The sequence below is a fragment of the Streptomyces wuyuanensis genome, assembly GCF_900103455.1.
Lineage (GTDB): Bacteria > Actinomycetota > Actinomycetes > Streptomycetales > Streptomycetaceae > Streptomyces > Streptomyces wuyuanensis.
Genome location: NZ_FNHI01000002.1, coordinates 237,165 through 252,054, shown reverse-complemented (window position 1 = coordinate 252,054; position 14,890 = coordinate 237,165). Strand labels below are relative to the sequence as shown.

The 14,890-nt window shown below is 71.0% G+C and carries 11 protein-coding genes; 8 read left to right on the top strand and 3 right to left on the bottom strand.

Translation table 11 applies throughout. The annotated features are described in order from the left end of the window. The first annotated feature begins 23 nt into the window (after positions 1-23). Positions 24-1,055, top strand: coding sequence for a class II fructose-bisphosphatase (glpX, locus tag BLT82_RS04250; protein ID WP_093652440.1), 1,032 nt, complete (start codon positions 24-26; stop codon positions 1,053-1,055). Between the two features lie 93 nt (positions 1,056-1,148). Here glpX and BLT82_RS04245 read toward each other — a convergent pair whose 3' ends face one another. Beyond that, positions 1,149-1,499 carry a WhiB family transcriptional regulator gene (locus BLT82_RS04245; RefSeq protein WP_093652439.1) on the bottom strand — a complete coding sequence of 117 codons (351 nt, stop codon included), beginning with the start codon at positions 1,497-1,499 and terminating at the stop codon, positions 1,149-1,151. Between the two features lie 137 nt (positions 1,500-1,636). Next, positions 1,637-2,338: a DUF1707 SHOCT-like domain-containing protein gene (locus BLT82_RS04240; protein ID WP_093652438.1), complete on the bottom strand. Its 702-nt coding sequence runs from the start codon at positions 2,336-2,338 to the stop codon at positions 1,637-1,639. A gap of 372 nt (positions 2,339-2,710) precedes the next feature. On the opposite strand from BLT82_RS04240, the gene BLT82_RS04235 reads away from it, so the two are divergent. The 5 genes from BLT82_RS04235 (at position 2,711) to BLT82_RS04215 (ending at position 10,986) form a co-directional block, all read left to right on the top strand. Continuing rightward, positions 2,711-4,402 (top strand): fumarate hydratase, encoded by a 1,692-nt coding sequence (locus BLT82_RS04235; RefSeq protein ID WP_093652437.1) that lies wholly within the window; start codon positions 2,711-2,713, stop codon positions 4,400-4,402. 535 nt (positions 4,403-4,937) lie between these two features. Next, a complete protein-coding gene (locus tag BLT82_RS04230; RefSeq protein ID WP_093652436.1) occupies positions 4,938-6,344 on the top strand; it encodes a class II fumarate hydratase in 1,407 nt (468 codons plus the stop codon). A 104-nt stretch (positions 6,345-6,448) separates the two neighbouring features. After that, positions 6,449-7,114, top strand: a complete 666-nt coding sequence (fomD, locus tag BLT82_RS04225; RefSeq protein ID WP_093652435.1) for a cytidylyl-2-hydroxypropylphosphonate hydrolase — start codon at positions 6,449-6,451, stop codon at positions 7,112-7,114. 410 nt (positions 7,115-7,524) lie between these two features. Further along, positions 7,525-9,405, top strand: a complete 1,881-nt coding sequence (locus BLT82_RS04220) for an ATP-binding SpoIIE family protein phosphatase (protein ID WP_093652434.1) — start codon at positions 7,525-7,527, stop codon at positions 9,403-9,405. Between the two features lie 99 nt (positions 9,406-9,504). After that, on the top strand, positions 9,505-10,986 hold the full coding sequence (locus BLT82_RS04215) for a catalase (protein WP_455431870.1): 1,482 nt from the start codon (positions 9,505-9,507) through the stop codon (positions 10,984-10,986). A 73-nt stretch (positions 10,987-11,059) separates the two neighbouring features. Here the strand turns inward: BLT82_RS04215 and BLT82_RS04210 are convergent, their stop codons facing one another. Then, the gene (locus BLT82_RS04210) at positions 11,060-13,357 is read right to left on the bottom strand and encodes a transglycosylase domain-containing protein (RefSeq protein WP_093652432.1); all 2,298 of its coding nucleotides are present in this window, start codon (positions 13,355-13,357) and stop codon (positions 11,060-11,062) included. A 264-nt stretch (positions 13,358-13,621) separates the two neighbouring features. Between BLT82_RS04210 and BLT82_RS04205 the strand changes: the two genes are divergently transcribed. Further along, entirely contained in the window at positions 13,622-14,560 is a 939-nt protein-coding gene (locus BLT82_RS04205; RefSeq protein WP_244291826.1) for an SPFH domain-containing protein, read from the top strand. Then, a complete protein-coding gene (locus tag BLT82_RS04200; RefSeq protein ID WP_404203011.1) occupies positions 14,506-14,769 on the top strand; it encodes a type II toxin-antitoxin system antitoxin in 264 nt (87 codons plus the stop codon). Before BLT82_RS04205 ends, BLT82_RS04200 begins: the two co-directional genes overlap by 55 nt. Positions 14,770-14,890: the final 121 nt, after the last annotated feature.

Here is a 14,890-nt window from a genome sequence, read left to right as displayed (position 1 = left end):
GTCGTACAGAAAGGTGCGCTCCGATGACCGAGCATCATCTTCCGTCCCAGCTCGAGGTCTCGCCCGAGGCCCCGGATCGCAACCTCGCCCTGGAGCTCGTCCGGGTCACCGAGGCCGCCGCCATGGCCGCCGGCCGCTGGGTCGGCCGCGGCGACAAGAACGGCGCGGACGGCGCTGCCGTCAAAGCCATGCGCACCCTCGTCAGCACCGTGTCGATGAACGGTGTCGTCGTCATCGGCGAAGGCGAGAAGGACGAAGCCCCGATGCTGTTCAACGGGGAGCGGATCGGCGACGGGACCGGCGCGGAGTGCGACATCGCCGTGGACCCGATCGACGGCACCACGCTCACCGCCAAGGGCATGCCGAACGCGATCGCGGTGCTCGCCGCCGCCGACCGCGGCACCATGTTCGACCCGTCCGCGGTCTTCTACATGGACAAGCTGGTCACCGGCCCCGAGGCCGCCGACTTCGTCGACATCAACGCCCCGGTCTCGGTGAACATCCGCCGCGTCGCGAAGGCGAAGAGCTCCTCCCCCGAGGACGTCACCGTCGTCATCCTGGACCGCCCGCGCCACGAGGGCATCGTCAAGGAGATCCGCGAGACGGGCGCGCGCATCAAGTTCATCTCGGACGGCGACGTCGCCGGCGCGATCATGGCCGTGCGCGAGGGCACCGGCGTCGACATGCTGATGGGCATCGGCGGCACGCCCGAGGGCATCATCACCGCGTGCGCGATCAAGTGCCTCGGCGGGACGATCCAGGGCAAGCTCTGGCCGAAGGACGAGGAGGAGCGGCAGCGCGCCCTCGACGCCGGCCACGACCTGGACCGGGTGCTCCTCATGGACGACCTGGTCAGGGGGGACAACGTGTTCTTCGTCGCGACCGGCATCACGGACGGCGAACTGCTGCGCGGCGTGCGCTACCGCTCCGCGACCGCCACCACGCAGTCGCTGGTCATGCGCTCCAAGTCGGGCACGATCCGGCAGATCGACTCGACCCATCGCCTGTCGAAGCTGCGCGCCTACAGCGCCATCGACTTCGACCGCGCCAAGTAGCACCGAACGCGGACGCGACACACGAGAGAGGGGCGCCCCCCAATGTGCGGTGGGGGCGCCCCTCTCTCGCGTGCCCGGGTGCCGTGGTGTCCGTCAGGCCGCCGACGCCGCCTTCTTGATCTCCGTCTCGCGCCGCCGGCGACGGGCCAGTACGACCCGGCGCTCGGCCGCGGTGAGCCCGCCCCAAACGCCGTACGGCTCCGGCTGGAGCAGCGCGTGCTCCCGGCACTCGACCATCACGGGACAGCGGGCGCAGACCCGCTTGGCGGCGTCCTCCCGCGAGAGCCTCGCCGCCGTCGGTTCCTTGGAGGGCGCGAAGAACAGGCCGGCTTCGTCCCGGCGGCACACCGCCTCCGTGTGCCAGGGCGCGTCCTGATCTTCCCGAGCGGCAGAACGCTGGGGCGGAACGGCTACCTGCAGGGGCTGATGCGGCAGTTGCAGCACGGTCTACTCCTGACGACGGCTTCGCGAGCGAGAGACGATGCAGCAAGGCCTACCCGCTGTACGCGCGCCTATGCACTGAGTGGCACTGAGTTCCGAAGGCCGGAACTGCGGGCGGCCGCTCCCCCCGCACCCGCCGGTCAGTGCCCCAGGTGCTTGCGCAGCCGGTCGTGGAGGTCCGCGATGCGCTTGCCGCGCTTCGGCTTGGCCTCCACGTTGCCGAAAACGGAATAGCCGTTGACGACCACGATCGGCGCCTCCGGGTCGGCCGACTCGAGGGTGACCACCTCGAAGTTGCCGAAGATGCCGGTACCGCTGCCGCGCAGCGAGATGTTCTCCGGGACGCGGACCTCCACGTTGCCGAAGATCGAAGTCGCGTTGATGACGGTGAGCCGCTGCCCGAACATGGCCTCGGTCAGATCGATCTCGATGTTGCCGAAGAGCGAGAACGCCTGGGTACGGGCCCCCACCCGCCAGCGGCCCTTGCGGGTGGAGCTGGAGAAGACGGCGATGAGGTTGTCGGCGGGCCCGGCGGGGGCCTCGGGGCCGTACGCGTACGGCGCGGACTCCTGGCGGGGCGGCCGGCTCGCGGGCAGGTCGCGGACGACCGGCTCCAGCTCGCCGACTGTCTTGGCACGGTAGACCGCGTCGATCCGCTCCGCGTGCTCCTCGGCGTCGAGCCGGCCCTCGGCCAGGGCCTCCCTGAGGATGTCCGCGGTCCTGTCGCGATCGGCGTCGGACGCCCGGATCGCCCCGGCGGGGTCCGCGGGCCGGGCGGGTGCGGCCGGATTCTGGGGCTGTCGGCGGCCGGGGGCGGCGGAATCATGCTTGTCGAGGTCCACACCAACACCCTAGCGAAACGCGATAGATCGCGACTAGTGGCCGCGCGCGACACCCTCGCGATCCGCCGGCCCTGCACCGACGCGCCCCTCACCACCGCCACGCGCCGGCGCACCATCCCCGCCGGGCGCGGGCCCCACGCCACCCCCGCACCCCGCGCCCCGGCGGGCCCCACGCCACCCCGCACCCCGCACCCCGGCGGGCCCCACGCCACCCCGCACCCCGCGCCCCGCGGGGCCCGCGCCACCCCCCCACCCGGCCCCGGCGCCAACTGAGCCCTACCTCACAAGCCCGGACGACGGGGGGCGTCTTACGCTTGTGGGCGCGCTGCCAATGGATGCCAGCCGCCGTCTGCCGAGTGAGGAATGGCCGTAATGCCCCCTGTCTCCCGTCCGACCAGCCCCGCGTTCGAGTACACCGATCTGCTCCCGCTGGGAGAGGACACCACGCCCTACCGCCTGGTGACCGCCGAAGGTGTCTCCACCTTCGAGGCCGACGGGCGTACGTTCCTCAAGGTCGAGCCGGAGGCGCTGCGCAAGCTCGCGGAAGAGGCCGTCCACGACATCCAGCACTACCTCCGCCCGGCGCACCTGGCCCAGCTGCGCAAGATCATCGACGACCCCGAGGCCTCGTCGAACGACAAGTTCGTCGCGCTGGACCTGCTGAAGAACGCGAACATCGCGGCCGCGGGCGTGCTCCCCATGTGCCAGGACACCGGCACGGCCATCGTCATGGGCAAGCGCGGGCAGAACGTCCTCACCGGGGGCGGCGACGAGGAGGCGCTGAGCCGCGGCATCTTCGACGCCTACACCAAGCTCAACCTGCGCTACTCGCAGATGGCCCCGCTCACCATGTGGGAGGAGAAGAACACCGGCTCGAACCTGCCCGCGCAGATCGAGCTCTACGCGACGGACGGCGCCGCGTACAAGTTCCTCTTCATGGCCAAGGGCGGCGGCTCCGCCAACAAGTCCTTCCTCTACCAGGAGACCAAGGCGGTCCTGAACGAGGCCTCCATGATGAAGTTCCTGGAGGAGAAGATCCGCTCGCTGGGCACGGCCGCGTGCCCGCCGTACCACCTGGCCATCGTCGTCGGCGGCACGTCCGCCGAGTACGCGCTGAAGACGGCCAAGTACGCCTCCGCGCACTACCTGGACGAGCTGCCGGAGGAGGGCTCGGCACTCGGCCACGGCTTCCGGGACAAGGACCTGGAGGAGAAGGTCTTCGAGCTGACGCAGAAGATCGGCATCGGCGCCCAGTTCGGCGGCAAGTACTTCTGCCACGACGTGCGCGTGGTGCGGCTCCCGCGGCACGGCGCGTCCTGCCCCGTGGCGATCGCCGTGTCCTGCTCCGCCGACCGCCAGGCCGTCGCGAAGATCACCGCCGAGGGCGTCTTCCTGGAGCAGCTGGAGACGGACCCGGCGCGCTTCCTGCCGGAGACGACGGAGGAGCACCTCGACGAGAGCGGCGACGTCGTCAGGATCGACCTCAACCAGCCGATGGACGAGATCCTGGCCGAGCTGACCAAGTACCCGGTCAAGACCCGGCTGTCGCTGACCGGCCCGCTCGTCGTGGCCCGCGACATCGCACACGCCAAGATCAAGGAGCGGCTGGACGCGGGCGAGGAGATGCCGCAGTACCTCAAGGACCACCCGGTCTACTACGCCGGCCCCGCGAAGACCCCGGAGGGCTACGCCTCCGGCTCCTTCGGCCCGACGACGGCCGGCCGCATGGACTCCTACGTCGAGCAGTTCCAGGCGGCGGGCGGCTCCAAGGTGATGCTGGCCAAGGGCAACCGCAGCAAGCAGGTCACGGAGGCCTGCAAGGAGCACGGCGGCTTCTACCTCGGCTCGATCGGCGGCCCCGCCGCGCGCCTCGCGCAGGACTGCATCAAGAAGGTCGAGGTCGTCGAGTACGAGGAGCTCGGCATGGAGGCCGTCTGGAAGATCGAGGTCGAGGACTTCCCGGCGTTCGTCGTCGTCGACGACAAGGGCAGCGACTTCTTCCAGGACCCCGCGCCCGCGCCGACCTTCACCACCATCCCGGTCCGCGGGCCCGGCCTGGGCTGATCCCGGGACCGCGGGACCCCCCGAGCAACCGCGGGTCCCGGGTATCCGCAGTACCCCGGAGGGCCCTGCCGCCCCGGCGGCGGGGCCCTCCCCCGTGCGCCCGCCCGCACCGCACCCGCCGAGTGCCTCGCGGGCCACCTCGGCCCGTGCCGGTTCGTGCCCCCCACCTCGGCCGGGGCGGCGCCGGACCCTTGCCGGGAGCCCCTCCCGCGCGCGACGGCGCGACCACCTGCGCAGGCACCGAGCCCCAAGTCCGCGAAGCGAGGGGCGAATCCGATGGTCATTCCGGAGGAGCTCGGGGCGATCGCCCTCAGCAGGACGTGGCTGGTGGCCCGCTGAGGCCACCGCACGAGCCGTGGCGGCCCGCACCGTCGTCGGGACGGTCGGGAACCGCTCGGCGGCGGGCCCGCCGCCGAGCGGTTCCCGACCGTGCCGCCTCCCCGGTCCGGTGCCGCCGAGGGCTTCTACTGGGCGGCGGCGCACTTGGGAATACCCGGAACCAGGGGCGTGCTGACCTTGTTCAGGAGGTTTGGAGATGTCCGACACGAGCGAGAACGCAGGCCGCCACCGGATCGAGCACGACTCCATGGGAGAGGTGCGGGTGCCGGAGCACGCCAAATGGCGCGCCCAGACCCAACGGGCGGTGGAGAACTTCCCGGTGTCGGGACAACGGCTGGAACGCGCTCACGTGGAGGCCCTGGCCCGGATCAAGGGCGGCGCCGCCAAGGTCAACGCGGAGCTCGGCGTGCTCGACGAGGACATCGCCCGGGCCGTCCAGGAGGCGGCCGAGGAGGTCGCCGAGGGCCGCTGGGACGAGCACTTCCCCGTCGACGTCTTCCAGACCGGCTCGGGGACCTCGTCCAACATGAACATGAACGAGGTCCTGGCCACGCTGGCGAGCGAGCGGCTCGGCCGCGACGTCCACCCCAACGACCATGTCAACGCCTCGCAGTCGTCCAACGACGTCTTCCCCTCCTCGATCCACATCGCCGCGACGGCGGCCGTGACGAGGGACCTGGTCCCCGCGCTGGAGCATCTCGCGGAGGCGCTGGAGCGCAAGGCCGGGGAGTTCGCCGGCGTGGTGAAGTCCGGCCGTACCCATCTGATGGACGCGACGCCGGTCACTCTCGGCCAGGAGTTCGGCGGCTACGCGGCACAGATCCGGTACGGCATCGAACGGCTGAACGCCTCGCTGCCCCGGCTCGCCGAACTCCCGCTCGGCGGCACGGCGGTGGGCACCGGCATCAACACGCCTCCCGGGTTCTCGGCGGCCGTCATCGCCGAGGTTGCGCGGACGACCGGGCTGCCGCTGACCGAGGCGCGCGACCACTTCGAGGCGCAGGGCGCCCGCGACGGGCTCGTGGAGACCAGCGGCCAGCTGCGGACGATCGCCGTCTCGCTGACCAAGATCTCGAACGATCTGCGCTGGATGGCGAGCGGTCCGCGCACCGGGCTCGCCGAGATCCGCCTGCCCGACCTCCAGCCGGGTTCCTCGATCATGCCGGGCAAGGTCAACCCCGTCGTCCCCGAGGCCGTCCTGATGGTCGCCGCGCAGGTCATGGGAAACGACACGACGGTCGCCGTGGCGGGCGCCGCGGGGAACTTCGAGCTGAACGTGATGCTGCCCGTGATGGCCAAGAACCTGCTGGAGTCGGTGCGGCTCCTCGCGAACGCGTCCCGGCTGCTCGCCGACCGCACGGTGGACGGGATCACGGCCGACGAGGAGCGGGCCCGCGAGTACGCCGAGTCGTCGCCGTCTGTCGTCACCCCGCTCAACAAGTACATCGGGTACGAGGAGGCCGCGAAGGTCGCCAAGAAGTCGCTGGCCGAGCGGAAGACGATTCGTGAAGTGGTGCTGGAGGGCGGGTACGTGGAGCGCGGCGCGCTGACGCTCGAGCAGTTGGACGAGGCGCTGGACGTGCTCCGGATGACGCGACCCTGAGCTCCTCCGGGTTCCGGCGCCGGCGTCCGCCCGGTACCGGGGCCCGGCGCACCGCAGTGAGCTGTACCGCAGCGTGACCGCTCGCCCACGCCTAAGATCTCCGCATGACGGGATCGGCGGGCTTCGAGCACTGGGCGCCGGGGGAGCAGATCCTCTGGCGGTATCGCGGCAACGGCTCCTCCGACGTGCACATCTGCAGACCCGTGACCGTGGTCCGGGACACCGACGAGCTGCTGGCGGTGTGGATGGCCCCGGGCACCGAGTGCGTGAAGCCGGTGCTCGCCGACGGGACGCCGGTGCACCGCGAACCGCTCGCCACGCGCTACACGGTGCCCCGGACGACCGTGCGCGCCCACTGGTCCGGCACGGGCGTCCTGAAGCTCGCCCGGCCCGGCGACGCGTGGTCGGTGTGGCTCTTCTGGGAGCAGGGCTGGCAGTTCAGGAACTGGTACGTGAACCTGGAGGAGCCGCATCTGCGTTGGTCGGGCGGCATCGACTCCGAGGATCACTTTCTGGACATCGCCGTGCAGCCGGACCGGAGCTGGTACTGGCTGGACGAGGACGAGTTCGACCAGGCGCGGACGGCCGGGCTGATGGGCGAGGACCAGGCCCGGCTGGTGCGCGCGGCCGGTCTGGAGGCGGTCGAGGTGATCAGGGCCTGGGGCCCGCCGTACTCCGACGGCTGGGAGGACTGGCGGCCCGACCCCCGCTGGCCTGTACCGGAGCTGCCGGCCGACTGGAATCGGACCCCTGCACCCACGTCCGCATGACGACGCCGTGAGACCCTTGATGCGCCCCCGGGGTTCAAACGTAGGATCGTCCTCCGCAAGGCCACGTCGCATCAACGATTGAGCGCAGCACAAGAACTGACCGTAAGTCATCAAAAGGGGGACTGAACCGTGCCGGATGTGCGCCCGGATCTCCCCCGTTCTGTCGAGGCCCCGCTCGGATTGGGTATGGGCTATATCGACCTTCCAGGGGCGTTGGCGTCCCGGGCCCCGGGTGCGTCCACCCGGTGCTCCCGGGAACCGCGGCACGGTCACGATCGTCACCGCCCCCGGAGGCGCACAGCGGCACCCGGGGCGCCGGGACCCGCCGTGCCGGTCGTGCCGTGCTCGGCAGGACCGGCAGGACGGTTCCCAGCCTCGCACCACCGGCCCGGACGGACGGAATCCCAGGCGTGACGGAGCATCCCACCTCCCACGAAGGCCGGCAGCCTGTCGCTGCCCGGCCGCAGGAGCGCACCCGGCCGCGGCAGGAGGCCGCCGCCCATGCCCCGCTGCCGGCCGCGGTCCCGCCGCAGCCGCCCGCGCCCCCGGAGGCGCCGCAGGACCCGGCGGGCCTGGCGCGCCGCGAGGGCGACCGGCTGCGCTTCGTCGGGGCGGCGACCCGGCGGATCGCCCGCGGCATAGACCTGGACGAGATCGTGCTCGGGCTGTGCCGGGCCACGGTGCCCACGTTCTCCGACGCGATCCTCGTGTATCTGCGCGATCCGCTGCCCGTGGGCGACGAGCGGCCCGTGGCGCCGTTCGTGCTGCGGCTCCGCCGGACCGACCGGCTGCGTTTAACCGACGAGGACACGGAGGGCGCCCTGATGGGCGGCGTCCAGGTGCCGGTGCTCGGCGCCCCGGCCGAGGTCGCGCCGGCCGCCGAACTGTGCGAGGTGATCGCGGGCGGCGCCCTCGCGGAGGTGCTGCGGGGAGTGCGTCCCGTCTTCGGCGACTCGGCCGCAGCCCGGGCCGCCCTGCCCGAGCTGCTGGGCGACGGCAAGACCCTGCCCGCCGGGCACCGGTCGATCCTGGCCCCGCTGCGCGGCCGGCGCCGGGTCACCGGCGCCGCGATCTTCCTGCGCCGTCCGGACAGGCCGGCCTTCGAGCCGGACGATCTGCTCGTGGCCGCCCAGCTGGCGACGCACACCGCGCTCGGCATCGACAAGGCGGTCCTGTACGGCCGTGAGGCGTACATCGCGGACGAATTGCAGCGCACGATGCTGCCCGAAGGACTGCCGCAGCCGACCGGTGTGCGGCTTGCCTCCCGCTATCTCCCGGCCGCCGAGACGGCCCGGGTGGGCGGCGACTGGTACGACGCCATCCCGCTGCCCGGGAGCCGGGTCGCCCTGGTCGTCGGCGACGTCATGGGCCATTCCATGACCTCGGCCGCGATCATGGGCCAGCTGCGGACGACGGCCCAGACCCTGGCCGGTCTGGACCTGCCGCCCCAGGAGGTGCTGCACCACCTCGACGAGCAGGCGCAGCGGCTCGGCACCGACCGCATGGCGACCTGCCTGTACGCGGTCTACGACCCGGTCTCGCACCGGATCACGATCGCCAACGCCGGCCATCCGCCACCGATACTGCTGCACCTCGGCGGCCGTGCGGAGGTCCTGCGGGTTCCGCCCGGCGCCCCCATCGGCGTGGGCGGGGTGGACTTCGAGGCCGTGGAGCTGGACGCGCCCGCCGGCGCGACGCTGCTGCTCTACACCGACGGGCTGGTGGAGTCGCGGCTGCGGGACGTGTGGACCGGTATCGAGCAGCTGAGGGAGCGGCTGGCCGCGACGGCGCAGCTCACCGGGCCCGATCACTCGCCGCCACTGGAGGCGCTCTGCGACGACGTGCTGGACATGCTCGGCCCGGGCGACCGGGACGACGACATCGCGCTGCTCGCGGCCCGTTTCGACGGGATCGCGCCGAGTGACGTCGCGTACTGGTTCCTGGAGCCGGAGGACTCGGCGCCCGGCCGGGCCCGCCGGCTGGCCCGCAGGGCGCTGACCCGATGGGGCCTGGAGGAGCTGTCCGACTCGGTGGAGCTGCTGGTCAGCGAGGTGGTCACCAATGCGGTGCGGTACGCGGAGCGGCCCGTGACCCTGCGGCTGCTGCGCACCGACGTGCTGCGCTGCGAGGTCGGCGACGACTCCCCGCAGCTCCCGCGCCAGCGGCGGGCCCGGGACACGGACGAGGGCGGCCGCGGGCTGTTCCTGGTGAACCGGCTGGCCAGACGGTGGGGAGCGACCCGGCTCTCCACGGGCAAGGTCGTCTGGTTCGAGCTGTCCACCCAGGCATGACCCGTAACGGGACCAAACCTGGACCCGGTCCAAATGTTGCCGACTTCGCATGTGAGGAGTTGACTGGGGCACACGGCCGAAGCGACCACATTCCCCTCGATGGATGGGAGGACGCTCGTGACCGAGTCACCCCCCAAGGCTCCGTACACGACGAACAACCACGGCATCCCCGTGGAGAGCGACGAGCACTCGCTGACCGTGGGGCCCGACGGCCCGATCCTTCTCCAGGACCACTACCTGATCGAGAAGATGGCCCAGTTCAACCGCGAACGGGTCCCCGAACGGGTGGTGCACGCCAAGGGCTCCGGCGCGTACGGCTTCTTCGAAGTCACCAACGACGTCAGCCAGTTCACCAGGGCGGACCTGTTCCAGCCGGGCAAGCGCACCGAGATGCTGGCCCGGTTCTCGACGGTCGCCGGTGAGCAGGGCTCCCCGGACACCTGGCGCGACCCGCGCGGCTTCGCGCTGAAGTTCTACACCGAGCAGGGCAACTACGATCTGGTCGGCAACAACACGCCGATCTTCTTCGTACGCGACACGATCAAGTTCCAGGACTTCATCAGGTCGCAGAAGCGCCACCCGGCCACCGGCCTGCGCAACAACGACATGCAGTGGGACTTCTGGACCCTCTCCCCCGAGTCGGCGCACCAGGTCACCTGGCTGATGGGCGACCGGGGCATTCCCAAGACCTACCGCCACATGAACGGCTACGGATCGCACACCTACATGTGGGTCAACGGCGCCGGTGAGCGGTTCTGGGTGAAGTACCACTTCAAGACCGATCAGGGCATCGACTTCCTCACCCAGGAGGAGGCCGACGAACTCGCCGGTTTCGACGCGGACAAGCACAGGCGCGACCTGTACGAGGCGATCGAGGCCGGGGACGCGCCCTCGTGGACCCTGAAGGTCCAGATCATGCCGTTCGAGGACGCCGCGGACTACCGGTTCAACCCCTTCGACCTGACGAAGGTGTGGCCGCACGGGGACTACCCGCTGATCGACGTGGGCCGGATGACGCTGAACCGGAATCCGGAGGACTACTTCGTCCACATCGAGCAGGCCGCCTTCGAGCCGTCGAACATGGTGCCGGGCATCGGGCCGTCGCCGGACAAGATGCTGCTCGGCCGGCTCTTCTCGTACCCGGACACCCACCGGTACCGGATCGGCCCCAACTACGCGCAGCTGCCGCCCAACCGGCCGCACGCACCGGTGAACTCGTACGCCAAGGACGGTCCCATGCGGTACGCGCCGTCCCGTGCGGCACGGCCGTACGCCCCGAACTCCTACGGCGGCCCGGACGCCGACTTCGCGCGTTTCGGCGACCCCGCGGGATGGGCCACGGCCGGCGAGATGGTGCGCGAGGCGTACAAGCTGCACCGTGAGGACGACGACTGGGGCCAGGCGGGGACGATGGTCCGCAACGTGCTCGACGACGCCGCGCGTTCGCGGCTGGTGTCGAACGTCAGCGGCCATCTGAAGCAGGGCGTGTCACGGCCGGTGCTGGACCGGGCGGTGCAGTACTGGCGCAACGTCGACAAGGAGATCGGCGACCGGATCTCCAAGGAGGTCAACGGAGGCTGACCGCAGCGTCCGTGGGACCACGCGGAAGGGCCCGGCGCCTCGGCGCCGGGCCCTTTCGCGTGTCGCGCGACCCTCAGGTGTTCTGCGGTCGGGGCCGTACGCCGGACGTGGTCCCCGACGTCGTCCCGTCCGTGGTGCCCGCGTTACCGGTGCCGCCGTCGCCCTCGCCGCCCTCCGTGGTGCCGGAGTCGGTCCCGCCGCCCTCGGTGGTACCGCTGTCGGTGCCCTCCGAGGTGCCCGTCGAGTCGCCCGGTCCGGTGGACTCGTCGTCCGACGGCGTGGGGTCGGGCGAGTTGCTCGGCCGGTCGTCCGGCTCCTCCGACTGCGACGGCTTGTCCGAGGGCTCGTCCGGCTCCTCGCTCTCGGAGGGCGACCCGCTCGGGCTCGCCGGGGGCTCCTCCTGCACCGGCTCCATCAGTTCCAGGTCGAAGCGCTCGTCCGAGCCCCCGCCGAGCGCGCCGGTCGTGTACTGCTGCCAGATCATGGCCGGCACGCCACCGCCGTTGGCGCGGCCCTCGTTGACGGTGTCGGTCAGGGTGACCTGGCTGCCCTTGGCGTCCTCGCCGAACAGGCCGACGGCGGTGACGAGTTCCGGCGTGTAGCCCACGAACCAGGCCGAGCGGTTGTTCTCCGAGGTACCTGTCTTGCCCGCCGCGTAGTAGTCGCCCTGCGCGTTGCGGCCGGAGCCGCTGCGCACCACGCCGGTCATCGCCTGGGTCACGGTGTCGGCCGCCTCCCGGCTGATGACCCGGTCGCCGCCCTCGGCCGCGGCCCCCGCCTCGCGGGTCCGGTGCTTGGCGTCCTTGACGATCGAGGGCGTGACCTGCTCGCCGTGGTTGTCGAGGGTCGCGTAGACCGCTGCCATGTCCCAGGTCGAGGCGCCCATCGTGCCGAGCGACATCGCCGGCCGCACCGGCCAGCCCTCGCCGTCGTGCATCCCGAGGCCGAGCGCGGTCTCCTTCACCTTGGCGGGCCCGACGTCCACGATCATCTGGGCGTACACCGAGTTGATCGAGCTGTTGGTGGCCCGCTGGACGGTGACCGGCCCGTAGCTGCGGTCGTCCTCGTTCTCCGGTGCGAAGGGGGTGTCGCTGCCCTCCACCGGGCGCTTGCTGTCGCCGTCGTAGATCGTGTTGAGGCCGATGCGCCGGCCGTCCTGGGTCTCGGCCCTGCTCTCCAGCGCGGAGGCCAGCACGATGGGCTTGAAGGTGGAGGCCGGCTGGTAGTCCCGCCGCGTGGCGTTGGAGATCCAGTGCTCGGTCGCCCCGACTCCGCCGTACAGGGCGACGACCTTGCCGGTCTTCGGGTCGACTGAGGTCGCGCCCGCCTGGACGGTCGCGTCGCGCTTGTCGCCCTTGCGGTCGAGCTTCTTCTCCAGCTGCTCGTCGACGGCCTTGACGAGGGCGTCCTGACGCTTCTTGTCGATGCTGAGCGTGATCGTCCAGCCGCCGGCCTCGATCTGGTCCTCGCCGACGCCGCGCTTGGCCAGTTCGGCGTTGGCGGCCTTGACCAGGTAGCCGGTCTGCCCCTCCATGCCGGGGGCGACCTTCGGCTCCTTCGGGACGGGGAACTTGAGGCCCGAACGCGTGGACGAGTCCAGCCAGTTCTCGCCGACCATGTTGTCCAGGACGTAGTTCCAGCGCTCGCTCACCAGCTTCCTGCCGGTCGGCGAGGCCACCGCCCAGTCGTACTGGCTGGGGGCCTGGAGCAGGGCGGCGAGATACGCGCCCTCGGCGACGGTCAGCTTCTGGGCGTCCTTGCGGTAGTACGCCTGGGCCGCGGCCTGGATGCCGTAGGCGCCGCGCCCGTAGTAGCTGGTGTTCAGGTAGCCGGCGAGGATCTCTTCCTTGTCCTTCTCCTGGTCCACCTTCAGCGAGATCACCAGCTCCTTGAGCTTGCGCGTGACCGTCTGATCCTGGTTCAGGTAGTAGTTCTTGACGTACTGCTGGGTGATGGTCGAACCACCCTGCTTGCCCTTGCCGGTCAGGGTGTTGAGGACACCGCGGGCGGTGCCCTTCAGGTCGACGCCGGAGTCCTTGTAGAAGGTCTTGTTCTCGGCGGCGACGAAGGCCTTCTCGACCTCGTCCGGGATCTTGTCCAGACCGACGATCTCCCGGTTGACGGTGCCGGTGCGGGTCAGGACGGAGCCGTCGCTGTACTTGTAGACGTTGCTCTCCTTCTCCGCCTGCGCGTTGGCCGTGGGTACCGGCACCAGCAGGTAGACGATGAAGAGCGCGCCCATGCCCAGCAGGCAGAGGGTGAAGAAGGTGCCCAGCAGCTTCCTCCAGGTGAAGAAGCGCCGTATCCCCCCGGCCTTGCCCGCCCGGCGCGCGTCGCGCTGCCGGGCTCTCCGCGCATCCGCTCGGCCCATCGCTCCGTTTGCTCCGCTCTCTGTTCCGCGCTCGTGGTTCGTCGTGCCGTACGCCGGCGGTCGTCGCCAGATCAGCTCAGAAAGCTAACACCGGTCGTACAGACAAAGGACAACCGATCCGGCCTTTTCCGGACGTGACAATCAGCACCCGTCTCCAATGGAACCGACTCACGAGAGGTGCGCAGGGTTGCGAGTTCAGATAATGTGTAATCACATTGCTAGCTAGTCGGGCCGCGGTACCGGCCCGCGGAACGGGGGACCACCATGTCTGCGACCAGCACATCCCTGCACAACGACGCCGCACCCGAGATGCCCGAGCCGAGGGTCGGCGAATTCGCCGCGCGCAGCATCGGCGGCGGCCTGGCGCTGCTGCTCGGCCTCGCCGGACTGGCGGCCGGCGTCGCGCTGATGGTGACGGGCGCCACAGCGGCGGCGACGGCCGCGAAGGCAGCACTGATCGTCCTCGGAATCGTCGTGGTGGTCGCCTCGGCCCTCGCGATGTGCGGACTCAACATGATCGCGCCGGGCGAGGCGCGGGTGGTGCAGCTCTTCGGCCGCTACCGGGGCACGATCCGCACGGACGGGCTGCGCTGGGTCAACCCGTTCACCACGCGGGCGAAGATCTCGACCCGGATCCGCAACCACGAGACCGCGGTGCTGAAGGTCAACGACGCCTACGGCAACCCGATCGAGCTCGCCGCGGTGGTCGTGTGGAAGGTCGAGGACACCGCGCAGGCGATGTTCGAGGTGGACGACTTCCGGGAGTTCGTCTCCACCCAGACCGAGGCGGCGGTGCGGCACATCGCCATCGAGTACCCGTACGACGCGCACGACGAGAACGGACTCTCGCTGCGCGGCAACGCCGAGGAGATCACCGAGAAGCTGGCCCTGGAGCTGCGCGCACGAGTGGAGGCCGCGGGCGTCCACATCGTCGAGTCCCGCTTCACGCACCTCGCGTACGCACCCGAGATCGCCTCGGCGATGCTCCAGCGCCAGCAGGCGGGGGCCGTGGTGGCCGCCCGCCGGCAGATCGTGGACGGCGCGGTCGGCATGGTGGAGGCCGCACTGGCGAGGATCACCGAGGACGGCCTGGTGGAGCTGGACGACGAGCGCAAGGCGGCGATGGTGTCGAACCTGATGGTGGTGCTCTGCGGCGACCGTGCCGCACAGCCCGTCCTGAACACGGGCACGCTCTACCAGTGACCCCTCCCGAACGGAAGCAGGTGCTGCTGCGCCTCGACCCGGCGGTGTACGAGGCGCTGGCGCGCTGGGCCTCGGACGAACTGCGCAGCGCCAACGCGCAGATCGAGTTCCTGCTGCGCAGGGCGCTGTCGGAGTCGGGCCGCCTGCCCGGCGGCGTCAAGCCCATCCCCCGCCGCGGACGGCCGCCGAAGGCGCCGCCCGAGGAATGACCGGGCCGCCCCGGAGGGGGTCGCGCCCCGGCCGGCCGGATGGGCGCACGGGACCGGAGCGCCGGAGGGACCGGCGCCCGGACGAAGGCCGCGAGCGTCCGTTCGGAATCGTGACAATCCG